Source organism: Chondromyces apiculatus DSM 436 (assembly GCF_000601485.1).
In the GTDB taxonomy this organism is placed as follows: domain Bacteria; phylum Myxococcota_A; class Polyangia; order Polyangiales; family Polyangiaceae; genus Chondromyces; species Chondromyces apiculatus.
In genome coordinates this window covers 1-25,213 of record NZ_ASRX01000001.1, presented here as the reverse complement: position 1 = coordinate 25,213, position 25,213 = coordinate 1, and the positions used below count along the sequence as shown (strand labels likewise).

Sequence of the window (25,213 nt, the reverse complement as noted above, 5' to 3'; positions counted from 1 at the left end):
CTACTTCCCGCCGGCGACCCGGGCAGCCGTCGGATCGGCGAGGCCGCTCGTGACCTTCTCGACGTACCGGATGGCGGGGCGCTCCTCCAGCGGCGTGGTCACGCCACCTTTCTCGTAGGAGACGGCCTGGAGGTTGATCGTCTTTCCCTCCACCGCCGTGAACGAGTGGCTGGAGCGGACCTCGAAGCGGTAACCACGCAGGTACGAGAACACCCCGAACCCGTTGCCCTGAAGGTTGACCAGCACCTGGATGGTGTGATCCCCCGGCGGCAGCGTCCCGTTGAAGATCGGGATCTCCGACTGCTCCGAGAGCGACCCGGACTGATCCGTCTTGTTGTACTGGACCGCGCCATCCAGCACGACCAGCACCCGCGTCAGGCGGAAGGCGCTCGACAGCTCGTTGTCGAAGCGGATCACGGCGCGAGACCCGGTGCCGCTGCTGGAGAGGATGGTCTCGCTCAGAAGCGACAGCCGCGTGTGGCTACGCCGGATCTGCTCCTTCAGCTCGTCGATGCGCTGCTGCAGATCGCGCATGCGCACCGCATAGGTCCCTCCATCCATGGGCGGCGCTGCCATGACGGCAGGCGCCGTGGGCTGCCCCGTACCCATCGGCCCTGGCGCTGCTGGAGGCGCTCCGGACGGGCCTGTCGTCGGTTGCGCGGCAGCAGCGCCAGGCGCGGCAGGCTGCCCAGCGGAGGACCTCCCGAGGGGTGACGGTTGCGCAGGTCCTGTGGACTGCAGGGGCCCGGGCTGCCCCGGTGCAGGTTGCGACGGCTGCGCGGGCTGCGGAGCCGCAGCGGGTGGTGGTGACGCAGGGATTCCCGTGCTCTGCGCGGCTGCCGGCACGACCGTCAAGAAGGTCCCGACTCCTACCGCGAGCACCTCGATCAGCCGCATGGGGAACACCTCGCCATCGAATCCTCGCGTCGGCCGAGGCGAACGCTCCTCCGACCGGCGGACGGGAGTGTAATTGCCCGGGCGTCGCTGGTGCAACGACCTGAACCTCACGCCACCGCGCGTGCTCCGGGGTGAGCGCGTTTGCCCCTCGACTCCGAGCAGTCGAAACCGTGCTCGGGCGCACCCGGAAGATCCCAGGGTCCGGCTTTCCCGGCAAGGTGATCGTGGCGCGCTCAGGGCCTCCCGCTCGGGCGAACTGGGCTCGCTCAGGGCCTTCGGAATCCGCTAAGGTGCCCCCTGTGTCACCTACCGGAGGGAGCAGTAGATCTTCGCGACGCCTCGTGCGTCCGAGTCAGCACATGCTCTCTCCCTCCCCGGTCCTCCGGGGCGCGGCGGGACGACCTTGCCCCTGGCCGCCCGAACGCGGAACCGACCACGGGGAAACGGCCCGCCGCGCGCCCGGACGATCTCCCGGGGGCTGAGCATGAGTTCCATCGCTCGCGCAGAACTCACGGACGAGGTGCTGATGATGCGGTTCCAGGGAGGGGACCGCGCAGCTTTCGCGGGCCTCGTCCGAAGGCACAAGACCCCTATCTTCAACTTCATCTTGCGTCAGGTCAGGACACGACAAGCCGCGGAGGACCTGGCGCAGGACGTGTTCGTCAAAATCGTGCAGAACGCCGCTGAATTCAAACACGAGGCCAGGTTCTCGACCTGGGCCTACACCATCGCGCGCAACGTGTGCATCGACCACCAGCGCAAGATGTCGCTGCGGCGGCATCCCTCGCTGGACCAGGCGAGCGGCGATCACGGGGACGGTCCCACCCTCGGCGAACGCACCGCTGACACCACGCCCGGGGCATCGGTGGAGCGCGTGGCCATCGGCGCCGAAATGGGCCAGCACATCACCCGGGCCGTCGAGTTGCTCCCCGCGGAGCAACGGGAGGTGTTCCTCCTGCGCGAGCTCGGAAACGTCCCGTTCAAGGACATCGCCCAGATGATCGGAGTACCAGAGAACACGGTGAAGAGCCGGATGCGCTACGCGCTGGAGCGCTTGCAAGAGGCGCTGGCCGAGTACGAAGACTACGCCCGGGCGCTGCACTAGGGCGCAGGGAGCGAGCTGCCATGGACTGCGAGAAGTTCGATCAGCACGTGATGGACGCGCTCTACGACGAGCTCGACGAGCTCACCCACGCGGCGCTCAAGCGCCACGTGGAGAGCTGCGCCCGCTGCGCCTCGACGCTCGCCAGCCTGCGCGCCACGCGCGAAGCTGCAGTGCTGCCGCTGGAGCAACCGCCGGACGGCCTGGAAGACCGCATCCTGGCCGCCGTGGAGGTCGCGCAACGCAAGACGCCCTGGCAGCGCAAAGCGCTCCGGGGGCTGGCCTGGGCGGGTAGCCATGCGATGCGGCCACAGCTCGCCATGGCCGCGCTGTTCGTGCTGGTCATCGGGTCGAGCCTCCTCCTGCTCCGGGCCCGCCCCGGCACGACGGGCACCGTCCCGCTGCGGGTGACGGAGCGGGGCATTCCCACACCAGATCAGCCCGACGAGCCGGCCGCGCCTGCAGCGACGGCGCTCCCTCCCGCCGCCGCGGCACCGATGGTGGCGCAGGCAGAGACCAAGCGCGCAGAAGAACTGCGAACCGCCGACAGCAAGACCTACGATACCGGCCGCGCGGCTGCCGACGAACGGCAGAACAACGCTGGAGATAAGCAGGAGGCCGATTCCGAGGGCGCGGCAGGAGGAGCAGCAGCCGCGCTCGCGAAGGCGCAAGCCACACGCGCCTCGTCAGGGTGCGCGGCAGCGCTCCCCCTCTACGACGACGTCGGCACCAGCTATCCCGGCACCGCGGCTGCCCACACGGCCATGCTCGAAGCGGCGCGTTGCTACAAGTCGTCTGGCGACCCGAACCGCGCCCGCGAGCTGTTCCTCGCGCTGAAGGCCGTCGATGGCTACCGCGCCGAGGCCGAATCCGAGCTGAGCGCTGCCGAAACAGCGACGCAGAACGCTGCTCCCGCCGCCAAGGCAGCCGCTCCAGGCGCAGGCGCCGGGGCGGGCGCCGGGCGTGGCTCGTACGCCGCCCCTGCCCCCGCTCGTGCAGCGGCGCCGCCCAGCGAGGACCGTGCCCAGAAGCGTCTTGCCCCCCCCGCGCCCGTGCAGGCCGATCCTTCTCCCGACCAGAAGCGCGCAGCACCGCCCGATCCTGCCAGCAACGGCTACTGAGGACCGGCCCTCCAGCGACGGCCCCTGGTCGCGCGACTCCAAGGGAACCCAGGGCGCGACGCTTTGCCAAGGGGCACTGCGTGACGGCTGGCGAGAGCGGTTCGAGGGGAGTGGGGCCCCGTCGGGATTCACTCCCGATGGGGCGAGGGGACGCGAGTCCTCTCGTGGAGACTCAGTTCGCCAGCGCGGGCGCCACGGGTGCCTCGCGCAGGTAGGCGAAGGTCCGGATCGCCGCCACGAGCTGCTCTCGATCCTCCGCCGTCAGATCGAGGAAGCGGATCCCCATCCCCGGGTTCGGCGTGTACCGCAGCGGAGAGAGCTCGTTCAGCCACTGCACCATCCCCTGCAGCGTGAACGACGCGGCCGCACCTGGGGGTGAGAAGCGCAGCGTGATACGCGCGCCGACCAGCAGGGGCTTCGTGGTGCGCACGAAGATCCCGAGCTCCGAGATGTTCGTGATCGACGCGTACAGGAAGGTGTCCTCGGCCTCGCAGTCAACCAGCCAGGTCACCTCCAGGCGCTCTGCCGAGCGGCGGTCGTTGTGCTGCCCCCCATCCATGGCTTTCTCGCTAGCCCCGTTCGGCACCCGTGTCGAGGGAGCGCCACGCGAACGGACGCGAGATCCGGGACGTCCGTACGCTGACGCATCGGGTCGAACCTCGACGGTGCGAACACATCCTGCGTCAGCGAACCCGCACGGAACCAGCGATCACCCGGTTCTCGTGGTTCGGCCCTTCTGTCACCCGGAACCGGTTGTCCCCGCTGAAGAACCCCAGGTACAGCGTGTACTCCCCGGTCGTGAAGTTCGGCTCCAGCACCACCTCGTGGTCATCCACCACGATGTCCCCGACCTGCCACAGATTCATCGGATAGCGCCCCCCGAGCACCGGGTGATCGCCGTTGTAGCGCCGCTGCGCCCCGTCGATGTGGACGAACATCTTCCAGGTCCCTCCCACCGGCTTCAGGACGCGGAAATACGTGCGCAGGTGATGAGGGCGCTGGGGCACCACACCATCCACCACCCGGCCCTCGTCATCCGTCACTTCCCAGCCGATCAGCTCGAGCTGATCCTCGAACCGCGCGCGCACGGGGTGGGTGATCGCCGCGGGCTCCGCGTCGAGCACCATCTCGCCGATCCAGTTCTCGTTCGGCTGATCCCCCAGCAGGTTCGATACCAGCAGGATCTGACTCGAATGCCCATCGAGCACCGGCACGTTCTTGCCCGCCTCTTTGCGGTAGAGGCTGTTCAGCTTCGGCAGATCGTCGGCGCGCACCACGAGCCATCTCCGTGACGACGGAGGAGGAGGAATCGGCGCCCCCTGGACGGCGGTGAGCCACATGAAAGCACGCGCCACGTCCGGCAGCGTCTGCACCTCGCCCCCCTGGTAGTACGTCGCTGCCCGCCCGCGCACTCCGAGCACCGCGAGCGGCTCACCCTCCTTGTGCTGCCGGAGGTAGGACTCGAACACTTCCTTTGGCGAGAGCTGCGCGGCGAGCGCCGGGTAGTAACCGAACCCGAGCACGCCCCCTGCCAGGAGCCCCGCCACCAGCATGAACGCTGCGCGCGGCAACCTGGAGCGCGCGACGAGCAGCCTGAACCCATCCCGCACCGTGAGGAGCACGACCGGCGCGAGCGCGAACGCCAGCGGCAATGCCCACCAGGCGTTGACGCCCACGTCGGAGAACTGCTTGCTCATCCGGGTGACGGCCGCCCAGCCGGCGCGCCTCCCCACGAAGATCATCCCCCCGAGGCCGACCAGCGCGGCCTCGATGACCACCAGCAAGAACAGGAGGTTGCCTCCCCAGATCCGCGCGAACGCCTCTACGCCTTCCTGGTAGGTGCGGATCATCCCTCGCGCCCACGCCTCGAACGAGGAAGGCGTGCGCGACGGCTGCACCTCGAACCAGGTCAACCCTGCCATGGCGACGAAGGCCGCCACCGCGATCAGGAGGCCCTGCGCTGCACCCTCCTCGAAGCTCCGCGGAAAGGCCGCCTTGTCCACCGAGAACACCGCGAGCCCTTTTTCCGGCTGCCGGATGAAATCGGCGAACAGCACCAGCGCGAGGAGAGCGCTCCCGAGCGACAGCGCCCGGGAAGGAGGCGCCCCGCGTTCCAGATCGAGGATGGCGATCGCGGCCCCCGCTGCGAGCACCGCCGGGCCGCTGAACGGCAGCGCCCCAGCGTAAGGCGCGAGCAGCGCGACAGCACCGTAAGCGAACGCCGCCGTGACCAGCACCGAGACCCGCAGCGCCACCTCACGCTCTCTGCTCGCCCTCGCCTCCTCTGCTCCTGCCACCTCACCCGCGCTGCTGGCGGCTGGACCGACGGACCCCTCACCGACGCCGCCGTCCACCCGAGGCTCCCCTGCAAGCGGTGGCGCCCGGAAGAGCCGCCCGAACGCAAAAGGCAGAAATGCGCTCCAGGGAAACAGCGCATGTCCGAGCTGCCGGAAGGTGAGATCGAACGTCGACTCCACCGGCGGCTTGCGAAGCAACGCCACCCCCAGGTCGCGCACCAGCGGCGCATCGAAGGTCGCCTTCGAGAGCACCCACACCCCCCGCGCGACGGCTGCAGCCCCCACGACCAGCACAGCAGCACCGACCAGGTCCCCGGCCCTCAAGCCCCCGAGCTGCCGAACTCCGAGCGTGCCTGTGCCGCCCCCGTTGACCCGCAAGAGTGCCCACGAGCACCCCACGCCGAGCCCTGGCGCGGCCACCCCGAGGATCAACCCGCGGCTGAGATACCCCGAGAGCAGCCCCGCGAGCCCCAGCACGATCCACCCCGCGCGCGCGGCCCCTCGATCCAGCAGCGCTCCCGTGAGGCCAGCCCACGCCATGGCCATCGCCGACATCGGCACGATGTCCCCCAGCATCGTCCGCGCTTGCATCACGTAGAGCGGCATCGTGCACAGGACGAGCACCGCGTAGAGACCGGCGCGCCTGTCCAGGAGACGCCCCAGCACCCCGTAGAGCGAGGCCGCCCCCGCGAACGCCCACAGCGCCAGCGGGAGCCTGCCTGCCCAGTCATGCAGGCCGAGCACCTTGAACCCCAGCGCCATCGACGTGAAGCTCAGCTCTCCCATCCTGAGATCCGTGAGCGTCGGCAGGCTGTTCACCGCATCGGGCAGCGTGAGTTCGTGCGCCCCGAACACGTTCACGGCAATGCGCCTCGCCAGGTCGGCGCTGTCGAGTTCGTACGGGTCCCAGATCCCGCTTTTCCCGAGCAGCGGGAACAGCATCAGCCCCGCCACCACAAACGCCAGCGCAGGCACCACGAAGCCCCGCTTTCCGGGCTGCTCCACCGCACCTCTCGGCGTCTCCCCCGGTTGGCCCTCGGCTCTCGGGGCCTCGCTCTCCTTGCTCTCCTCGCTCGGCGCGCCAGGGCGCGTCTCGTCACCGGCGCTTTCCACAGCGGTCCCCTTACCGTTTCCTGCCCCGGGGGGCCATGGATCGCCGGGAAGCGTTTGTAGCCCCTGCTTCCGTCTGCTATCCGCGCCACGTGACGAAAGGACGCAACGACAACGGGCAAGCCGGGCGCGGCCCGAAGAAGACGGCCGGAACCGGTGGAGCCAGGCCGAGGCCTGGCGGCCCTCCCGGGGGAAAGTCGGCGCCGCCCCGTGGCCCTCGGCCGGCGACGTCCAGGCCCTCCGGCCCCCGTCCAGGGGCGCCCGCGCGCGGGCGCGAGCCGCTGGACGAGGAGAGGCTGCGCGACGACGCCGGGCGCGGCCCCAGCCCCAGGACCCCACGGGGCTTCGAGCCCCGCACGCCCGATGCTCGCCGTGGAGGAGACCCGAGGCGAGGCCCCGGCACCCGCGACGCCGACCACCCTCGTGGTCCTACCGGCAGAAAGGGTCCTGGCACCCGCGACGCCGACCACCCTCGTGGTCCTGCCGGCAGAAAGGGTCCTGGCACCCGCGACGCCGACCACCCTCGTGGTCCTACCGGCAGAAAGGGTCCTGGCACCCGTGACGCCGACCACCCTCGTGGTCCTGGCAGGAACGCCCCTGGCACCCGCGACGACGGCCGCCCTCGTGGAGCCTCCACCAGGACGAGCGCGGGGCCGCGCGAGCCGCGTGAGCCGCGCGAGCCGCGTGAGCCCCGTGAGCCCCGTGAGCCGCTGCGTGAACCCCGCGAGCCCCGCGAACTCCCGTCAGGTCCGCCTCGCTCCGGACGTGTCGCGCTGCTGGGCCGCCCCAACGTGGGGAAGTCCACGCTGCTCAACGCTGCGCTGGGCCACCCCCTCGCGATCGTCTCCCCCACGCCCCAGACCACCCGGGACGCGATCCTCGGCGTGGCGCACCACGGCACTGCGGAGCTGATCCTCCTCGACACGCCAGGCCTCCACCGCCCGATGACCGAGCTTGGCCGGGCGATGAACGAGGCAGCACGCGAGGCGGCGCGGAGCGCAGACCTCGTGCTGTTCATGGTCGAGATGCCGTTCACCCAGGGTGACAAGGCCCGCATACCGCAGCCTCACCCCGGCGACGTCACCCTCCTCTCCGACCTCGGCACCGAGGCGCCCGTGATCCTGATCCTCAACAAGATCGATCGCATCCACGACAAGCGCCTCCTCCTGCCCTTGATGGCCGCCTTCGGAAAGCTCCGCGACTTCGCGGCCATCATCCCGCTCTCCGCGCTCCGGAAAGACGGCGTGCACGAGGTGCTCGACGAGGCGGCAAAGCACCTGCCCGAAACCCCCTGGCAGTATGGCGCCGAGGAGATGACCGACCGACCCACCCGGTTCTTCGCCTCGGAGTATGTGCGCGAGCAGATCCTGCGCGCCACCAAGGCCGAGGTCCCCCACGCCTGTGCGGTGCAGATCGACCGCTTCTTCGAGCCTGCCGGTGGCGGCGTCGTGCACATCGACGCCACCATCCACGTGGAGCGGCCTGGCCAGAAGGCGATCATCATCGGTGCAGGCGCCGAGATGCTGAAGCGCATCGGCACTCAAGCGCGAGGGCGCATCGAGGAGCTGGTCGGGCGCCAGGTCAACCTGAAGCTCTGGGTGCGCGTCTCCCCCGACTGGCGCAAATCGTCCCGCGATCTCGAGCAGCTCGGCTACCGCGGCGCGACCGGAGCGTCTTCCGAGGCCAGCACGCTCCTCTACGCGCAGCTCCCTGACGACACCGAGGCGCCCGCCGGTGAGATCGTCGAACTCGGCACCGACGACGAGGACGATGGTCTGGAGCCGGAGGGGATCGACATCGGCGACGACGACATCGACGAGGGCCAAGACGAGGCCGGCGTGGATGATCACGGCGACGCTGCCAGCGACGACGATGAGGCCGGCGACGACGACGAGGCCGACGAGGCCGACGAGGCCGACGAGGCCGATGATGACGACGACAGCACGGAAGGCGATGAGCCTGCGGAGGACACTCAGTGAGCACATCGCGACGAAAGAGGACTGAGGAAGACGAGTTCATCGACGCGGAGATTCCCGACGATGACGCCCCGATCCCCGAGGCCCCCAGGGAGCCGCTCCACGGCCTCGTGGCGCTGGTCGGCAGGCCCAACACGGGCAAAAGCACCCTCTTCAACCGGCTGGTCGGCAGGCGCGTCGCCATCGTGCACGACGAGCCGGGCGTGACCCGCGACCGGCACTACGCCGACGCCACCGCGGGCACCAAGCGCTACATGCTCGTCGACACCGGCGGCCTCGATCCCGAGAGCGACGACCCCATGCGCCAGGGCATCGCCCGCCAGGTCGAGCTGGCCATCGGCGAGGCGGACGTGGTGGTCTGTGTCCTCGACGCCCGCGCGCCGGTCACCCCCGCCGAGCACGCGGAGCTCGGCCTCCTGCGCCGCTCACAGAAGCCCGTGATCTACGTCGCCAACAAGGCCGACAACCCCCGCCTCGAGACAGAGGCCACCGATCTGTACCGGCTCGGCATGGACAAGCTCCTCTCGGTGAGCGCGCTCCATGGCCGCGGCATCGGCGATCTCGAAGACGCCATCGAGGCAGCCCTGCCCAGGGAGCCGCGCATCGAGCCTCGGGAGGACGAGGACGCCATCCGCGTGGCGCTGATCGGGCGCCCCAACGCCGGCAAATCCTCGCTCGTGAACCGCATCTTCGGCGAGGAACGCATGCTCGTCGACGGGCGCCCCGGCACCACCCGCGACGCGATCGACATCCTGGTCGAGCGGCGCGGCCGCAAATTCCTCCTCATCGACACCGCGGGCATCCGGCGCAAGTCCAAGGTCCACAAGGAGGGCAGCCCCATCGAGGCCGTGAGCGTGCTCAAGGCCATCCGCGCCATGGAGCGCGCCGAGGTGGTCGTCCTGCTCTGCGACGCCGCCGAGCCGATCGCCGAGCAGGACGCGAAGGTGCTGGGCCTCGCCGTGGACCGCGGCACCGGCGTCGTCATCGCCCTGAACAAGATGGACCTCCTCGACCGCAAGACGATGGACAAGGCCGAAGAGGACACCCGCGACAAGCTGAGCTTCGTACCCTGGGCCGAGGTCTCTCCCGTGAGCGCCAAGACGGGCCGCGGCGTCGACCGGCTGCTCGACCAGATCGCCAGCGTGTCCGACGTCTACCGCCGGCGCGTCCCCACCGGGGAGCTGAACCGCTTCTTCGAGCAGGTCCTCGCCACCCACCCCCCGCCGACCCACGGCGGGCGGGCGCCGCGCCTGTTCTACATCACCCAGGCCGAGACCTCTCCGCCCCTCTTCGTGGTGCTCGCGAGCGACCCGGAGAAGATCCACTTCAGCTACCGCCGCTACGTGGCCAACCAGCTCCGCAAAACCTTCAAGCTCGACGGCGTGCCGGTGCGGGTCAAGTACAAGGCCCGCCGCCGCCGCGAACTCAAAGCGTCGACCGAGAAACGCTGACGCGGAGCGCGCCGACCGGCGCCACCCCGCGCTCTTGGAGCGGGGGGCGCGTCAGGACGCCATCATGCCAGCCACGGCCGCGACCTCGAGGAGGGCTTGCTGGCGCGCGGCGGCGTCCAGCTCCAGCGCCAGGTGGTCGACGTCGAGAAGCTGACGCGCGTCACGCACCGGCAGCGCACTCCGGAGCTGCGCAGCCGCCGCGACCTCATCGGGGCCCTCGAGCCAGAGCGCAGGCGTGATCCCGAGGCGCAGCGTCGCCAAGCACCCCTGCCGGTTCTTCCAGGTGATGCTCGCGTACTCGTCCTCCTCGTCGCGCTCCGCGCTCGACCAGATCCAGCCCAGATGCGCGAGACGACGGCTCACGTCATGGATCGTCAGGCTCCCCGGGAGCGCCAGCCTGAGCGCGCCAGAGGGCACCGACTCCGACTCGTCCTGCCCGAGCGACGCCGTGGGGACGAGCGCGAACGCCTCCTGGAGCTTCCGGGTGAGATCTCCCTCCTCGTCACCGCGAATCACGAAGAGCTGCGCCTTCCGGATCTCGTCTTCCAGGTAGTGGAACACGCTCTGCCCATCGGACGTGAGCCAGGTGAGCGTCAGCGCGCGGCCCTTGCAGGCAGGCTGCACCTCGTCGAGCCACAGGCCTGCTTCCCAGGCGAGGCGCATCACCTCGCGCCTCGAAATGGGGTGCACCGCGGTCAGCCGGGCGGTGACCGCGAAATTGTGGGGAGGCCTCGGCGTGAATGCCGTCTGGCCCAGGCACCGCGCCGCCGCCGCGCGCACGCGGCGTGAAGGGTCGACGAGCGCGATCCCCTGGACGGCCTCCTCCAGCCCGTCGATGGCGTCTGGAGGAGCGAAGAGCAGCGCCGTGTGGCGCACCTCGGGCTCGGCGTGCTCCAGGGCTGCGCGGAGCGCCTCGCCCACCGGTGCGTTGGGGCGCAGCTCGGCGATGAGCGCCACACGTGACAGCCCCAGCATCCAGGTCTCGCGGTCACGCGTCGCTCCGAGGCGCGCCAGCACCTCGGCCTCCGTCTCGCCCCCGAGCAGCGACGCCATGCGCGCCGCGAGCGGCATCCGGTCCTCCCCCTGCACGATCATGTAAATGACGTCGAGCCCCGAGTCGTAGGCAGTGGTGATCGTCGTCCGATCATCGGCCGTCGACCACTCGACGTGGACGTCGTGCTCTGGCGTCGCCGCGCGGAGCTCCTTCCACCACAGCCTCACCTCCGCGGCAGCGTGGCGGATGTCCACGCAGCGCGTCTCCGGCGGGAGGAGCAGCAACACCGCTTCATCGGTCAGCTCGAAAGAACCCAGGCCGTCGTCGTCCAGCGCGTCGTCGTCGTCGTCGTCGTACTCGTCCTCGAACCCCCCGCCGTCTTCCTCGCCGTCCTCCCCGTCGTGCCCGTCGTTGAACTCGAGCAGGTCCATGTCGAGGCTCGCCATGTCTGCGAGGTCGAGCGCCACCGCGCGCGGTGACGAGAGTGCGAGCAGCGCGCCCTCGCCGAGCTGCTCGCGAAACAACGGCATCGCGTCCACCAGCTCCGAGACCACCTGGCGCGCGATGACGTTGACGTGCGACTCCAGCGCCCCGCCGCGCAGCGCCGCGAGCGTCACGTCGACGGCAGCGGCGAGATCGTCACCGCTCCGCGCCTCGATGTCCGCGAGCTCCGCGGCGTCGTCGTCGCTGCCCGGGAGCAGCGCCACGATGGCCTGGGAGAGCAGCTCTTCGAGCGTGCACTCGCCGGCCTCCAGCAGGTCCACGGACGCCGGCACCAGCGCCAGCGATCGCGGCGTGATGCGCGCCGCTGCGACGTAGAAGAGCCACACCACGCGGAGCAGCGTGTCACGCGCTCCAGCAACCCCCGCCAGCGCCGCATGGAGGGCGCGACCATCACGCAACGCGAGGAGCGCTCGCGCCAGATTCGCGTCGCTGACGCGCGCCTCCCCCTTCAGAGTGACGAGCTGCTCGAGGGTCCCCGCCACACCCGACTGCCACAACGTCATGGCGGGAGACGCTATCAGATCACCGCGGTATGCGAGGTGAGATCGCCGCAAGAAATGCGGGGATCTCCGGGGCGAGCGGGCGGAGCGACAGTGTCCACGTTGCACGCGCCATGCGGAGAGCCAACCAGCTCAGCGAGGCGTCGCAGCGGACGACGCGAACGGCGCGAGTACGTCGGCGACGCGGGAGAGTCTCGCCACGTCGTAGATGTCGTATGGGAATGCAGGCACGTCCACGCGCAAGCTTCCGCTGCGCCGCTCGGACGCGAGCGCGACGTCGAGGTCCACGAGGTGACGCTGGTCGAGCGCGCCTACCCGGCTCTCGTCGTCGGCTGCCCGGAGCAGACGCGCTGCGGCGTCAGCGCCGAGCACGGGATCGTCTTCGAGCGCCGCCGCGAGCGCGCTCTCCTCCGGCAGCGCCCCGTAGATGGGGTGAACCCGATTCACCACGAACGCGTCACGCCGCATCTTCTGCTCCCGCAACCGCTCGGCGAAGAAGAGCACCTCGCGGACGCAGAGCGGATCTGGCGTGGTGACCAGCACATAGGCGACATCTGGCCCCCGGAGCGCGGCAGAGACCGTCTCGGCCCGGGCCTTCCACCCACCGAAGACGGTGTTGATCTCCGAGATGAACGAGGCGACCTGCTCCAGGAAGCCGGAGCCGGTCAGTTTGCCCATGCCCTTGAGCACGGCCGCGGTCGACCGGGCCAGGAGGTTGAGCGAGAGCTTCCCCGAGCTCTCGAACGCCTGAACGAACCAACGGGTCGCGGCGCTGTCGATCGCCCCCACGAGGCGCTCGGGTGCATCGAGGAAGTCGAGCGCGTTCGTGGTCGGCGGCGTATCGAGCAGGATGATGTCGTACGCAGGGTCGTCCTTCACCGCATAGAGCTTCTCCATCGCCATGTACTCCTGGGTGCCTGCCAGGGACGTGGAAATGTACTTGTAGAGGACGTTGCCCAGGATGCGGTCCCGCTGCTCCGCCGTCGGCGCGAGCTGGGTGACGAGGCTGTCGAACGTCGACTTCGTGTCGAGCATCATCACCGTCATCGACCCGGGCACCTCGACCCCGGCCTGCCTGAACACCGCCGGATCGATGGCCTGCGCTTCGGTGGTCATCTCCTCGATGCCGAGGCTCTGGGAGAGGCGCCGGGCAGGGTCGATGGTCAGGCAGAGGACCCGCTTGCCGCGCCGCGCTGCGGCGAGACCCAGCGCTGCCGAGGTGGTCGTCTTGCCGACACCACCACAGCCGACGCAGAGGATCACCCGGCGGCTGTCGAGCAACGCGCCGAGGCCGGAGGGAGTGCCCGCGTGGCCAGCGTGAGATCGCCGGACGGACGGCGATGATGGGGGCTGACCGGACCGTGCAGGGGGTGTCACGTGGCGCCTTTAGCACGAACCGAGGGTCGGCGGCGAAGCCCCCTTGCCCTGCGTCTTCATGCCCGAGGCATCACCCCGTGGCACGGCGAGGCGGTCGAGGCACAACGCCACACCTCGATCTCGCTCAGGCAGCCGCGCGCAGGATGCGCAGGCACCCCGCCGCCGCCCGGCTCATCGAGTCGCCCCGGGCAGCGGCCCCACCCCGTCCACAGAGCAGCACCTCCGCGCCATCGAAGTCGAGGCTGCGCACCTCGACCTCGGGGCTCAGCGCTGCCACCCGCGAACCGACCGAAGCGCTCGCAACGGCGCTGGGATTGGCGAGCAACGGAGCGTAGGCGGCCAGCTCCTCGCAGACGGGCCACGCCCCCGCCCCTGCGACCAGACAACCGCTGTCGTCGACCAGCACCACCGCCTCCAGGTGCCCGGCCGAACGCGCCGCAGCGAGCTGGTAGTGAAGCGCGGTGACCGGATCCTCGCTGCGCCGACGTCGCCGCTCGGAAGAAGGAGAGGAAGAGGGTGGGTGAGCGCCTTCGGCGGTCGCGGCGGCCGGGGCGTGGAAAGCGGGACGCTCGTTCGCTTGCATCGCGACAAAGCATGCGCGCTGCACGCAGTGGCGGCCAAATTTGGTAACGTGACCGCATGCGCGGCTTCATCGACCTGCATTCTCACTGGGTCGCTGGCGTCGATGATGGAGCGAAGAACTTTGCCGAGAGCGCCGCTTTGCTCGCTGCGCTGCGCGCAGTCGGCTTCGACACCGTGATCGCGACGCCCCACATGCGCCCTGGCATGTTCGACAACACCCGCGAGCACCTCTCCACCGCCTACGAGGCCACCTGCGCGGCTCTCCGGAGCGTCCCTGGCCTCCCCGCGCTCGGCCTCTCCTCCGAGCACTTCTTCGACGACGTGGTGTACCAGCGCCTCCTCGAAGGCCGCGCCCTCCCCTACCCTGGTGGACATGCCGCGCTCGTCGAGTTCCCGAGCCGCAGCTTCCCGGTCCGCGTGACCCACCGCTTCTTCGATCTCCGACGCCGCAGCATCCGCCCCGTGCTCGCCCATCCCGAGCGCTACGAGCCGGTCTTCCGCGACCGCACGCTCCTCGACCCCCTCATCGACGGAGGCGCCCTCCTGCTGCTCGACGTCGCCGCGCTCGCCGGCAAGTACGGCCGCGCGCCCCGACGCGCCGCCGAGGAGCTGCTCGAGGAGGGCTACTACTACGCCGCCTGCAGCGACGCCCACCAGGCGAAGGACGTCGTCGACGTCGAGAAGGGCATCGCCGCCCTGTTCGCGCGGGTCGGCCCCGAGGAAGCCACGTTCCTCCTGGCCGAGGGCCCCCGGAGCATCCTCGACGGCCAGATCGAGGAGTGAATCACGGCCCGAGCGGCCCCCCGGCTTCTCCCCCGGCATTCCCTCCCGCCGGCAGCTCCACCGAAGGCGCCGACACGTCGAGCACCGCGGGCCGGAACATCCCTTCCTCCTCGGCGCGCGCGCGCGCCTCCCCCTCGGCGCGTGACGCAGAGCGCGCGCTGGGCTGCGCCGTGGGTCGGGTCGCCGAACGCGCCGCCGCGTGCAACGACCGACCCACGGCGCGGTCGGCGCGGCCGGCGCGTGACGAGGGAGGATCCGGATCGAGCCCCGAACCAGGCACATTGCTGTCGCCTGTCGCGGCAGATCCGAAGAGCGCGCAGGTCACCGCGGCCACCACCACCGCAGCACTCGCGCGCGCCAGCGCCCCGTCCCGGCGGCTCTCGGGGCAGGGCTCACGGACGGCCTCTCCGCGCGCCTCGACCTCCACACTCCCGCCATCGCTCGGGAAGACCCCCGAGGCCGTGGGAAAGATGCCCGACGCATGCGACGGCGACCCCTCGCCCTCCCCTGTCAGCGCCGCCCCGACCGCCACCTCGAAGGGTCGCCGCAGCGCATGCCGCGCGCTCCCCTCACCACGCTCACTCCTGCGCCTCACCTGCTCCAGCGCCTCGTGCAGCCGAAGGGCCCGCACCTGCAGCGCGTCGCCCAGGACACCGTGGAGCCAGCTCGCGACCACCACATCGCTGCTCGGGAGAGCCGCGCCTGGCACCGCCTCCTCCAGCGCCCGCATCAGCGCCCCCGCGTCCTGGTAACGGTCACCGGGCGCCTTGGCGAGCGCAGCCGACACCACCCGCTCCAGCGCAGGCGTCACGGGCGGCGGTGGCAGCTCCGAGACCCTGACCCGCGGACGTGGACGCGACGAGATCGGCGCCGCGGGCGACTCGCTGGCGATGCGGGTCATGGTGATCTCGTCATCGTCGGCGAGGAAGGGATGGCACCCCGCCAGCATCTCGTAGAGCAGGATCCCCACCGCGAAGAGATCGGCCCGACGATCGCTCGGCGCCCCCAGGATGTGCTCGGGAGCCATGTACGGAGCCTTCCCGCGCAGCTCCCCGCGCTTGCTGGAAGGAGGCGGCGCGGCGGTCCACCCCTCCACCGAGGTCAGCCCGCTCCGCTCCGACAGGGGCGGCCCACCATAGACGGCCACACCGAAATCGACGAGCCGCACCAGCCCTTCCGACGTAATCAGCACATTCTCGGGTGAAACATCGCAATGAACCAGCCCGAGAGGCCTCCCTTCGTCATCACACAGCTCGTGCGCCGATGCGAGGCCTGCGCAGATCTGATAGGCAATCCGCGCCGCCACGAGCGGAGGCGCTGGCTGCCCTGCGGCGCCCCGGAGCGCCGCGGAGAGCGGCTCACCGGCCACCCATTCCATCACCAGATAAGGCGTTCCCAGGTATCGCCCTCGGTCCACACCGTGCACGACATTGGGATGCCGGATCCGCGCGGCGACTTCCGCCTCGTCGAGGAACATCCGCTGCAAGGCCGGATCTTCAGCAAGCTCCGGCCGCAGCACCTTGATCGCGACGAGCTGCTGGGCGCTCTGCTCTTTCCTGGATCGCGCCGCCCAGACCTCGCCCATGCCGCCCGAGGCGACCCTCAGAACGAGCTCATAACGCCCGAGGGACGTCCCCGAGCCGAGATGCAGTGCGCCCCCCACCCTCTATGTGTGGCGCATTGAACGAACATTGGCCAGTCTTCCTCGCCCTCGCTCGAAGCGATTGTACGTAGTCCATCACCCTCTGGTGCTGGTGAAGTCGGCCTCCCATTCGACCGAGGCATGAGGCAGAGGTGCGACGATCGATAGCTCCACAAGGCCCGAGCACGTCACGTCATCCCAGAGACAAGACGGCACTCGGGGCGTGGCGGAGGAGGCTTGTCATGAACGGAAACAGCACGGTCGACCATGTGCCCGGGGCGACGACCGGGCTCGTAACCGGCGACACGGTAGGCCCCTACGAACTCCTGTTCCAGGCGGCCGAAGGCGGGATGGCCACCATCTGGGCAGCGCGCCGTCGGGGAGTCACGGGTGCGGACGACATCGTGGCCGTGAAGGTCCTCTCGGACGTGCTCCGGGAAGATCCCGAGGGCCGCGCCATGTTCCTCGACGAGGCCCGGACCGCCGCGCGCATCGTCCACCCCAACATCTGCCGGGTCCTCGATTACGGCGAGGACCGCGGACAGCTCTACCTGGCCATGGAGTGGATCGAGGGCGAATCTCTCGCCCGGCTCGACGCCGCCCAGCGCGCCCGGGGCGGCCGGTTACCCACCCGCTGGGTCCTCCACGTCGCCGCGGCCGCCTGCATCGGCCTGCATGCGGCCCATGAGGCCCGCGACGCCGACGGCGAACTCCTCCAGCTCGTGCACCGCGACGTCTCCCCTCAGAACGTGATGGTCACCACCGACGGCAGGGTGAAGATCGTGGATTTCGGCGTCGCCAAATCGCGTCGCCGCGCCCAGATCACCCGCGTCGGCGTCATCAAGGGCAAGACCGGCTACTTCTCCCCGGAGCAGATCGCAGGCCACGAGATCGACAGGCGCAGCGACATCTTCTCCTTCGGGATCATGCTCTACGTCCTCTGCACCGATCACCACCCGTTCCGGGGCAGGAGCGCCATCGAGACCGTTCAGAACATCGCCTCGCGCGTCCCCTTCTCGCCGCGCGAACTCGTCCCCGACATGCCCCGCACCCTCGACGCCCTCATCATGCGCGCGCTCGCCAAGGATCCAGCCGACAGGTTCGACAGCACCCTCGAGCTGGGGCGCGTGCTGGAACTCATCAACCACACGCTAGGCGACCTGCGCGCCTCACATGCCCTGACCGGCACCTCCGAGGAGCGCACCCTCTTCTCGCACGCGCACGCTGCCGCCCTGGTCCACACCCTCCTGCCGGGCTCCTCCGAAGAGCGACGCGAGCGCATCGTCCGGACCGCCGCCCAGCTCGACGAGGCAAGACACAGCGCCCCGAGATCACGCACCGGAGCCCACCTCGACCCGTGCAGCGAAACACCCCCGCACGGCACCTGCGACGACGACGACGAGGCAGAGTCCACCCCGCCCTCCTTCCAGATCCGCCTCTCCATCGCCGAGGCCAAGCACCAGGAAGCCACGCGCGTCGAGGGACAGGGAACCGCGAGGATCTCCAGCGTGGGAGAACCTCCCCCGGAAGACGACGCCGACCCGATCTCCTCGGCGCCAGCGGACCTGATGACGCTCCCCGCGGCGCCCGACACCCGCGGGCGCGGCAGACCCCTCGGCCTCCTCTCCCTCCTCGCCCTCCTCGCGGCCTCGGCGCTCGTCACCCGCGCCGGAGAGGAAGCCGTCCTCGCGGCAGACCCCTGGGAAGACGAACCACCCGCCCACGAGCGTGCCCGGAGCGCCCCCGAGATCACCTACGCCGCGGTGACCACGCAGCCCTCCCCCGGCGCCCATGACGCGGCAGATGTCCCCGCCGAACCCCCGCTGCCCGACGCTCCCCAGCCCACGGGTGAGCCCTGCGATGGCGGCGTCCCTTTCACCGCCACCTCCCTTGTCACCTCCCCCCGCTCCCCGACCTCCCCCCCGACCTCCCCCCCGACCTGCCCCTCGTCCCGCACCTCTCCCACGTCTCTCCTCCCCGCGCCTTCACCTCGCCCCGTCCTCAGGGCCAAGCGACCCGCCGGAACGCGGGGGCCCTGACCCGGGGCGCGCGGCACCTACGGAACAGCCGTGGGGCTCCCCCGCAACATGAAGAAGATCACCACCCCGGTGACCGACACGTAGAGCCAGATCGGGAGCAGGACCCGCGCCACGGCGCGGTGCCGCGCGAAGGAGGCCTTGAAGGCGAAGTAGAACGACGCGAGCGCCATCGGCACGATCCCCATCGACAGCACGATGTGCGAGATGAGGATGAAGAAGTAGAGCGCGCGCACCGGCCCCGTCCCCTGGAACTTCGTGTCCCCGTGGACGAAGTGGTAGGCGAGGTAGCAGACCAGGAAGAGCGACGACGCCACGAACGCCGCCACCATCAGGTACTTGTGCGTCAGGATCGCGCGCCGCTTGATGGCCACCCACGCGGCCACCAGCAGCGCCGCCGCGGACGCGTTGAACGCCGCGTTCACGGGCGGCAAGAACCGCAGATCGGCCCCGCCTCCCCCTCTCCGCACCAGCAGGATGTAGGCGAGGAACGCGAGCGCCACCGTCGAGAGCACCGCGTTGAACACGTAGAAGCTCCGGTCGCTGGTGCGGGCGAGGAGCGGCACGGGCCGGAGAGGGTTCTGAGCTTCGGGTGACATGGGTGCTTCAGGAGCGGGGCGCGTCGGGCAGGGGCTCACGCATGGTCACCAGCTCCTCGGCCGAGGTCGGGTGGATGCCGACCGTGGCGTCGAACTGGGCCTTGGTCGCCCCGCATTTCAGGGCCACGGCGAAGCCCTGGATGATCTCGCCTGCGTCGGGGCCGACCATGTGCACGCCGAGCACCTTGTCGTTCGCCTTGTTCACCAGGATCTTCATCATCGTCTTCTCCTGGCGCCCGCTCAGCGTGTGCCGCAGCGGCCTGAACGTCGACACGTACACGTCCACCTTCTCGCACTGCTCCCGCGCCTGCGCCTCGGTCAGGCCCACGGTCCCGATGCTCGGCTGGCTGAACACCGCCGTCGGGATGTTGCTGTAGTCCATCTTCAGCGGCTCGTTCTTGAACAGCGCCCGCGACAGCGCCATCGCCTCCGCGATCGCCACCGGCGTCAGCGCCATCCGACCGATCACGTCGCCGATCGCGTAGATCGACTTCACCGAAGTCTGGAAGCCGTCGTCCACGATCACGGTCCCCTGCGGCCCGAGCTTCACCCCCACGTCTTCGAGGCCCAGCCCTTCCACGTTCGGCACCCGCCCGATCGCGAACATCGCCGTGTCGGCCTCGATCTCGCTCCCGTCCTGCAGCTCCACCCGCAGCGCCCCGTTCTCGCGCCGTTCCAGGCGGCTCACCTGGGTGTTCGACCGGATGTCGACCCCCTTCTTGCGCATCTCCTCGGAGAGGAAGGTGCGGATGTCGTCATCGAACCCGTTGAGCAGGTGCAGGCCGCGCACGGCCAGCGTCACCTCCGCCCCGAGCCCGTTGAAGATCCCCGCGAACTCCACGGAGATGTACCCGCCGCCGCTGATCACCACCCGCTTCGGCACCTTCGGCAGGTGGAACGCCTCGTCGGAGGTGATCCCCAGCGCCTTGCCGGGGATGTCCGGCAAGCGCGGCTTCCCCCCGGTGGCCACCAGGATCCGCGCGGCGCTCACCCGCCGACCGTCCACCTCCACCTCGTGCGGCCCGACAACCTTCGCGTGACCCCGGAACAGCTCCACGCCGGCGTTGGAGAGCAGCCGGCCGTAGATCCCGTTCAGCCGCTCGATCTCCTTGTCCTTGTTGCGGATCAGCGTCGGCCAGTCGAAGTCCGGCGCGCTCGCGCCCCACCCGTACCCCGCCGCATCCTCGAAGTCCTCGTGGAAGTGGCTGGCGTAGTAGAGCAGCTTCTTCGGAATGCACCCCGCGTTGACGCAGGTCCCCCCGAGGGCCTTGCCCTCCGCGATGGCAACACGCGCCCCGTAGCTGCCCGATATCCGGGCGGCGCGCACGCCCCCCGAACCAGCGCCGATGACGAACAGATCGTAGTCGTGGGAAGTGGTCATGGTGTCCTGCAGCGCCTGTCCCCCTGATCCAGGAGACACGCAGTACTACTAGATCAAGGCCGCGGCCCCGTCACCCCAGGCGCGAAAGCTCCCGGCGCGGCGCCTGCACCATCTCCTCGGCCTCGCGCTCGGCTTCACCCTCGGCCTCGCGCTCGGCTTCACCCTCGGCCTCGCGCTCAGCACCTTGCACATGGCCCCCTTCGAGCGCCCGCAACACCCCCGGCGCAGCCACCTCGATCCAGTGCCTGAGTTCCGGAGCCGTCCGCAGCTCGTCCCGGATCCGAAAGAGTTCACCCGCGCCCACCCGATCGGGCGCCGCTGCCGCGAGCGTCAGGTCTGCCAGCATCTCCTCCCGCACACTGAGCGGCAGATCTGTCTCCCCTTGCGCCACCCACGCCGCTGCCGCCGCGAGATCACCCTCGCGCACCCGCTGCATGAGCCGCACCCGGAACACCGACCGCGCGTGGTCCGGGTACCGCGCCCCGAGGGTCCCGATCTCCGCCTCCGCCTCCTGGCCCCGATCACAGGCCGCCAGCGCGAACGCCCGGAGCGACACCAGATCCGGGAAGACGACGTCCGATGCCGCCCGGGTCCTCGGATCGACGAGCCGGCCCATCCCCCGGGTCGCATGCGCCAGCGCCGCCTCGAAATCGGCGCGCCGCTCGGCCTCCAGGGCGAGGCGCAGGTGCGCCTGCGCTGCCTCCACGCCCGTCCCCTGCTCCGCGATCGTCCGCAGCGTCGCCTCGTCTGGCCCGACACGCACCCGGCGCCTCGGGCCCTCCTCTCCTCGCGCAACCGCTCCGCGCGCCTCACCCGCTCCGCGCGCCTCGTTCCCGCCCCGCGCCCTGCTCCCGCTGCGCTCCTCGTCTGTCGACCGCCATGCCCCCTTCGCCTGCGGCTTCCGGCGATGCGCGCCCCTGTAGAGCATCACCGCGAGGATGAGCAGCGGAGCCAGGTACAGCACCCACTCCGACGCGAGCCAGGAGGACGCGTCGTACCGATCACCCATGACGACCGACTTGACCACCTTCTCCAGGAACACGGCGCACATGAGGGTCACCCCGCCGACCCCGAGTGCCAGCGTCGTCATCGACTGGAGCCGCGCCCTTCGTCGCGCCGCCGCCGCCTCCTCCCGCGCCGCCATCACCGCCCGGCGCGCCGCCCCCGAAGCCCCCGGCGGACCGAGCGCCGCCTCCACCGCGGTCGTCGAGGCCTGCGTGTCACGCATCCCCGCGCGCACGAACGGCGCAGCCCCTGGCGCCACCCGGGCCACCCAATCCGCGAGCGTCGGCTCGTCGAGGGTCGCCTCACGCCGCACCTGCGCCGCCCCTTGCCGGTAGACCGAGCTGCGCGCCGAGCGCAGCATCCGCTGGTAGGCCCGCACGATCGCCCGCTCCCGCGGGTGAGTGTGCTCCAGCAAGAGATCCCGCTCCTCTTCCAGAAGCTTCCGCAGCGCCTCCCGCTCCCCGGCGCGCTCCAGGATCATCGCCTCCGCGAGCGCCACCTTCGCGAGCGCGGTCTCGCTCGGCGCGGCTCCACCCCGCACGTACGCGATGTCCTCCCGCGCCCCCTCCGGTCGCCCGAGCCCCGCGCGCACCAGGGCCCGCAGCGCCCGCGCGCCCTCGATCTGCTGCAGCGCGTTCTCGCGCGCGTGCCCGCCCACGGGCCGCGAGAGCGCCGACTCGATCCGCGCATGGGCGACCGCCAGATCCCCGCGGCGCAGCCCGATGATCGCCCGCTGGATGTCGACGAGCCGCTCGACCCACACGAAGCGCGGCTTCGCCTCGATCCAGTCGAGCAGCGCGTCCGCCTCCCCGAGGTGCCCGAGCGCGATCAGGTTGAACGACGTGTTCAGCACGTCGGTCGCCAGCGAGCGCATCCTCCGCAGCACCTCGCGCCCGCCGCGCATCATCACCAGGCCACCCGACAGCCCCCCGCCGATCAGCATCCCCCAGCGACCGAAGAGGGTGCCCACCGTCGCGAAAATGAAGCCGGTGATGAGCCCGGAGGCCACCGTGCTCACGACCTTGCGTTCGATCTGCCGCGAGCGCCTGGAGATGTCGTCCGGCGTCACCCGCGGCAGCGTACACCTCCCGACAGGTCGCCGCGAGACGGCGGGGGACGCGAGGTGCCTGGTCACCCGAGAGCCGAGACCCGAGACCCGAAGAGCATCCGCGCACGGAGCCCCAGCGGCCGCCGTGGCGCCATGATAACAGCGCACCCTCATGAAAGCCGTCGCCCTCACCCGCTACCTGCCCATCGACGACCCCGAGTCCCTCCTCGACGTCACGCTGCCCGACCCCACCCCGACCGGGCGTGATCTCCTGGTCCGAGTCCGCGCCGTCGCCGTCAATCCCGTGGACACCAAGGTCCGCTCCCCGAAGGACAAGATCGAGCCTTCCCCCCGCGTCCTCGGCTGGGATGCCGCGGGCGTCGTCGAGGCCGTGGGCCCCGACGTCACCCTCTTCAAGGCCGGCGACGAGGTCTACTACGCTGGCGACATCACCCGGCCCGGCTGCAACAGCGAGCTGCACCTCATCGACGAGCGCATCGTCGGCAAGAAGCCTCGCTCTCTCGGCTGGGCCGAGGCCGCGGCCTTCCCGCTCACCACCCTCACCGCCTGGGAGTGCTTCCACGACCGCCTCGGCATCGACCCCGCGGGCGCCCACGCCGGGCGCAGCTTGCTCATCATCGGCGGCGGCGGCGGCGTCGGTTCCATCGGCATCCAGATCGCCAAGCTCTGGGGCCTCCAGGTCATCGCCACCGCCTCCCGCCCCGAGAGCCAGGCCTGGTGCCGCGAGCTCGGCGCCGACCACGTCATCGATCACCGGAAGCCCCTCACCGAGGAGCTCTCCGCGCTCGGCATCAAGACCGTCGACTACATCGCGAACTTCGTCGACACCGCCGCCTACTGGGACACCATGGCCGATCTCATCCGCCCCCAGGGTCGCATCGTCAGCATCGTCGAGACCAAGACCCCGGTGAACGTCACCCGCCTCCAGGGCAAGAGCGCCGGCTTCATCTTCGAGATGATGTTCACCCGCGCCATGTTCAGGACCGACGACATGCAGGAGCAGCACGCGATCCTCGACGCCGTCGCCGACCACATCGACGCCGGCCGCATCCGCGGCACCCTCCGTGACAAGCTCGGCACCATCAACGCGGAGAACCTGCGCCGCGCCCACGCCCAGCTCGAAAGTGGCCACACGGCCGGCAAGATCGCCCTCGAAGGCTGGGGCTGAACAGAAGCGCCTCCGCGCTTCCGCCGCGCTTCCGCCGCGCTTCCGCCGCGCTCCCACCGCGCCTCCGTCTCGCCTCCGCCTCACCCACGCATCGCCCCACCACGTCATGTCACGTCATGCGCGGGATGCTCGCGCCGGAACGGAAGCCCACCTGCGAGCCGGGAGGACGCAGACATATGACGGGAACGGGGATTCGGGAGCGATCCACCTCGACCACGATTCGAAAGTTGCACCGCTTGCCGTGAGCGGGATCGCTCAACTATGTCCCCTGGTACCCGCCTTCGGGGTTCCCCAGCGCGCCGATCATTTGCAACACTGCGGCAGCTAGCGGGCTCAGAACGCCGCACATGGAAAGGCTATGACGAATCCCTACAGGTTCCTCGCCACCTCCGATCATCCACTCGCCCGCGCGGCTCGCGGGCTGCGCCAGGCGGTGAAGGGCTTCGCGGTCCCAGCGCCGCGTCCCGTCGTCCTGCCCCTGCGCATGGCCTTCGAGGCGGCGCGCGAGGCCTACTACTTCGGCGCCCGGGTGTTTGTCAGCGAGCCCCTGCTCAAGTCGTACGCCAAGGAGTACGGCGAGAACGTGCACAGCGGCACCTGGATTCACTGGATCCGCGGCAATGGCGACCTGATCCTCGGCGACAACGTCACGCTCGACGGGCAGGTGCTCATCATCTTCGCCTCCCGCTTCTCCGAGCGCCCCACCCTGCGCATCGGCAACGGCACCACCATCAGCCACGAGTGCCGCTTCACCGTGGGCAAGGCGATCACCGTCGGCCGCGACTGCCGCATCGCCGCCCGCGTGTTCATGTTCGACTCCAATGGCCACCCAGCCGATCCCGCCACCCGCCTCGCCGGCGCGCCCCCGCCCGAAGAAGAGGTCCGCCCCATCGTCATCGAGGACAACGTCTGGATCGGTACCGGCGCCATGATCTTCCCCGGCGTCACCGTCGGCGAAGGCAGCGTCGTCTCCGCGGGCTCCGCGGTCCTCTCGGACGTCCCGCCCTACACTGTCGTCGCCGGCAACCCCGCCCGCGTCGTGCGCTCCCTCCGCGACCAGCCCTCGTCCGACCCGGGGCGCGCCTCCACCAGCGCCCCGCGCAACGTCCGCGTCTCTCCCACGTCTTCTTCCACGTCTTCTTCCACGTCTTCTTCCGCGTCCTCCGCCGCCCCGAGCGCCGTACCGCTCGCCGCGGCCGCCTTCGAGGCGCGCCCCTCGGGTGACGCCACGGGCGCCCCGGTCACCGGCGGCGGCATCGACGTGGTGACCTCCATGATCCTCGAACTCGGCAAGCTCTCCCGCATCGGCCCCGACGACGACATCCAGGACGCCGGCTTCACCTCCATCAACATGATGAGCCTCCGCAACGAGCTGGAGGACCGCTTCACCATCGAGTTCCCCAACGACCAATGGGTCGCGGTGCGCACGCCCCGCGCCATCTGGTCGCTCATCCAGTCCCTCGGCTCTGCCCACGCCGCCGCGCTCGACATCGCCTCCCTCGCGACCCCGGTCCCGCTGGAGGCCGCGCCGCTCCCGTCCGCTGCGCGCCCACCCTCGCAGCCCGCGCCGCCCGCGCCGCCCGCGCCGCCCGCCGCCCCATCGGTGACCTCATGACCCA

At 70.4% G+C, this 25,213-nt stretch carries 18 protein-coding genes; 8 read left to right on the top strand and 10 right to left on the bottom strand.

Annotation, left to right across the window (positions count from 1 at the left end; translation table 11 throughout):
- Positions 1-609: a hypothetical protein gene (locus CAP_RS00090; protein WP_231510994.1), complete on the bottom strand. Its 609-nt coding sequence runs from the start codon at positions 607-609 to the stop codon at positions 1-3.
- A gap of 772 nt (positions 610-1,381) precedes the next feature.
- Here CAP_RS00090 and CAP_RS00085 point away from each other — a divergent pair.
- Both CAP_RS00085 and CAP_RS00080 read left to right on the top strand, forming a co-directional pair.
- Positions 1,382-2,002 carry an RNA polymerase sigma factor gene (locus tag CAP_RS00085; RefSeq protein WP_044234603.1) on the top strand — a complete coding sequence of 207 codons (621 nt, stop codon included), beginning with the start codon at positions 1,382-1,384 and terminating at the stop codon, positions 2,000-2,002.
- A 20-nt stretch (positions 2,003-2,022) separates the two neighbouring features.
- Entirely contained in the window at positions 2,023-3,120 is a 1,098-nt protein-coding gene (locus tag CAP_RS00080) for an anti-sigma factor family protein (RefSeq protein ID WP_044234601.1), read from the top strand.
- A 172-nt stretch (positions 3,121-3,292) separates the two neighbouring features.
- On the opposite strand, the gene CAP_RS43350 is transcribed toward CAP_RS00080, so the two are convergent.
- Positions 3,293-3,679, bottom strand: a complete 387-nt coding sequence (locus CAP_RS43350) for a TIGR02266 family protein (RefSeq protein ID WP_052373867.1) — start codon at positions 3,677-3,679, stop codon at positions 3,293-3,295.
- A gap of 124 nt (positions 3,680-3,803) precedes the next feature.
- Complete coding sequence (locus CAP_RS00070; protein WP_231510993.1) at positions 3,804-6,530, bottom strand: glycosyltransferase family 39 protein; 2,727 nt, start codon at positions 6,528-6,530, stop codon at positions 3,804-3,806.
- 35 nt (positions 6,531-6,565) lie between these two features.
- Here CAP_RS00070 and era point away from each other — a divergent pair, with 35 nt between their 5' ends.
- Positions 6,566-8,506 carry a GTPase Era gene (gene era / locus CAP_RS54795; RefSeq protein ID WP_081864398.1) on the top strand — a complete coding sequence of 647 codons (1,941 nt, stop codon included), beginning with the start codon at positions 6,566-6,568 and terminating at the stop codon, positions 8,504-8,506.
- Positions 8,503-9,954 (top strand): ribosome biogenesis GTPase Der, encoded by a 1,452-nt coding sequence (gene der, locus CAP_RS00060; RefSeq protein ID WP_081864397.1) that lies wholly within the window; start codon positions 8,503-8,505, stop codon positions 9,952-9,954. Before era ends, der begins: the two co-directional genes overlap by 4 nt.
- Before the next feature lie 51 nt (positions 9,955-10,005).
- Here der and CAP_RS00055 read toward each other — a convergent pair whose 3' ends face one another.
- From CAP_RS00055 to CAP_RS00045, 3 genes are all read right to left on the bottom strand, one after another.
- Entirely contained in the window at positions 10,006-11,955 is a 1,950-nt protein-coding gene (locus CAP_RS00055) for a hypothetical protein (RefSeq protein ID WP_156040348.1), read from the bottom strand.
- A gap of 129 nt (positions 11,956-12,084) precedes the next feature.
- Entirely contained in the window at positions 12,085-13,233 is a 1,149-nt protein-coding gene (locus tag CAP_RS00050) for an ArsA family ATPase (protein WP_044234596.1), read from the bottom strand.
- Positions 13,234-13,453: 220 nt separating this feature from the next.
- Positions 13,454-13,912, bottom strand: a complete 459-nt coding sequence (locus tag CAP_RS00045) for a hypothetical protein (RefSeq protein WP_231510991.1) — start codon at positions 13,910-13,912, stop codon at positions 13,454-13,456.
- A gap of 56 nt (positions 13,913-13,968) precedes the next feature.
- On the opposite strand from CAP_RS00045, the gene CAP_RS00040 reads away from it, so the two are divergent.
- A complete protein-coding gene (locus tag CAP_RS00040; protein WP_044234594.1) occupies positions 13,969-14,694 on the top strand; it encodes a tyrosine-protein phosphatase in 726 nt (241 codons plus the stop codon).
- Position 14,695: 1 nt separating this feature from the next.
- On the opposite strand, the gene CAP_RS43345 is transcribed toward CAP_RS00040, so the two are convergent.
- Positions 14,696-16,357, bottom strand: coding sequence for a serine/threonine-protein kinase (locus tag CAP_RS43345; RefSeq protein WP_269324125.1), 1,662 nt, complete (start codon positions 16,355-16,357; stop codon positions 14,696-14,698).
- Between the two features lie 221 nt (positions 16,358-16,578).
- Between CAP_RS43345 and CAP_RS43340 the strand changes: the two genes are divergently transcribed.
- Entirely contained in the window at positions 16,579-18,375 is a 1,797-nt protein-coding gene (locus CAP_RS43340; RefSeq protein ID WP_052373864.1) for a serine/threonine-protein kinase, read from the top strand.
- 17 nt (positions 18,376-18,392) lie between these two features.
- On the opposite strand, the gene CAP_RS00025 is transcribed toward CAP_RS43340, so the two are convergent.
- The 3 genes from CAP_RS00025 to CAP_RS00015 form a co-directional block, all read right to left on the bottom strand.
- Positions 18,393-18,971 carry a DUF420 domain-containing protein gene (locus CAP_RS00025; RefSeq protein ID WP_044234592.1) on the bottom strand — a complete coding sequence of 193 codons (579 nt, stop codon included), beginning with the start codon at positions 18,969-18,971 and terminating at the stop codon, positions 18,393-18,395.
- Between the two features lie 7 nt (positions 18,972-18,978).
- Entirely contained in the window at positions 18,979-20,352 is a 1,374-nt protein-coding gene (gene gorA / locus CAP_RS00020; RefSeq protein ID WP_044234590.1) for a glutathione-disulfide reductase, read from the bottom strand.
- Positions 20,353-20,422: 70 nt separating this feature from the next.
- Positions 20,423-22,426 (bottom strand): hypothetical protein, encoded by a 2,004-nt coding sequence (locus tag CAP_RS00015; RefSeq protein ID WP_044234588.1) that lies wholly within the window; start codon positions 22,424-22,426, stop codon positions 20,423-20,425.
- A gap of 151 nt (positions 22,427-22,577) precedes the next feature.
- Between CAP_RS00015 and CAP_RS00010 the strand changes: the two genes are divergently transcribed.
- Together CAP_RS00010 and CAP_RS43335 are read left to right on the top strand one after the other, a co-directional pair.
- Positions 22,578-23,594 (top strand): zinc-binding alcohol dehydrogenase family protein, encoded by a 1,017-nt coding sequence (locus CAP_RS00010; RefSeq protein WP_044234586.1) that lies wholly within the window; start codon positions 22,578-22,580, stop codon positions 23,592-23,594.
- Between the two features lie 358 nt (positions 23,595-23,952).
- Positions 23,953-25,209, top strand: coding sequence for a DapH/DapD/GlmU-related protein (locus tag CAP_RS43335; protein WP_052373863.1), 1,257 nt, complete (start codon positions 23,953-23,955; stop codon positions 25,207-25,209).
- The last annotated feature ends 4 nt before the right edge of the window (positions 25,210-25,213 follow it).

Coding starts and splice junctions, on each gene's coding strand:
- CAP_RS00090 (WP_231510994.1), bottom strand. CDS start 609: ATGGGTACGGGGCAGCCCACGGCGCCTGCCGTCATGGCAGCGCCGCCC.
- CAP_RS00085 (WP_044234603.1), top strand. CDS start 1,382: ATGAGTTCCATCGCTCGCGCAGAACTCACGGACGAGGTGCTGATGATG.
- CAP_RS00080 (WP_044234601.1), top strand. CDS start 2,023: ATGGACTGCGAGAAGTTCGATCAGCACGTGATGGACGCGCTCTACGAC.
- CAP_RS43350 (WP_052373867.1), bottom strand. CDS start 3,679: ATGGATGGGGGGCAGCACAACGACCGCCGCTCGGCAGAGCGCCTGGAG.
- era (WP_081864398.1), top strand. CDS start 6,566: ATGGATCGCCGGGAAGCGTTTGTAGCCCCTGCTTCCGTCTGCTATCCG.
- CAP_RS00055 (WP_156040348.1), bottom strand. CDS start 11,955: ATGACGTTGTGGCAGTCGGGTGTGGCGGGGACCCTCGAGCAGCTCGTC.
- CAP_RS00045 (WP_231510991.1), bottom strand. CDS start 13,912: ATGCAAGCGAACGAGCGTCCCGCTTTCCACGCCCCGGCCGCCGCGACC.
- CAP_RS00040 (WP_044234594.1), top strand. CDS start 13,969: ATGCGCGGCTTCATCGACCTGCATTCTCACTGGGTCGCTGGCGTCGAT.
- CAP_RS43340 (WP_052373864.1), top strand. CDS start 16,579: ATGAACGGAAACAGCACGGTCGACCATGTGCCCGGGGCGACGACCGGG.
- CAP_RS00025 (WP_044234592.1), bottom strand. CDS start 18,971: ATGTCACCCGAAGCTCAGAACCCTCTCCGGCCCGTGCCGCTCCTCGCC.
- gorA (WP_044234590.1), bottom strand. CDS start 20,352: ATGACCACTTCCCACGACTACGATCTGTTCGTCATCGGCGCTGGTTCG.
- CAP_RS00010 (WP_044234586.1), top strand. CDS start 22,578: ATGAAAGCCGTCGCCCTCACCCGCTACCTGCCCATCGACGACCCCGAG.
- CAP_RS43335 (WP_052373863.1), top strand. CDS start 23,953: ATGACGAATCCCTACAGGTTCCTCGCCACCTCCGATCATCCACTCGCC.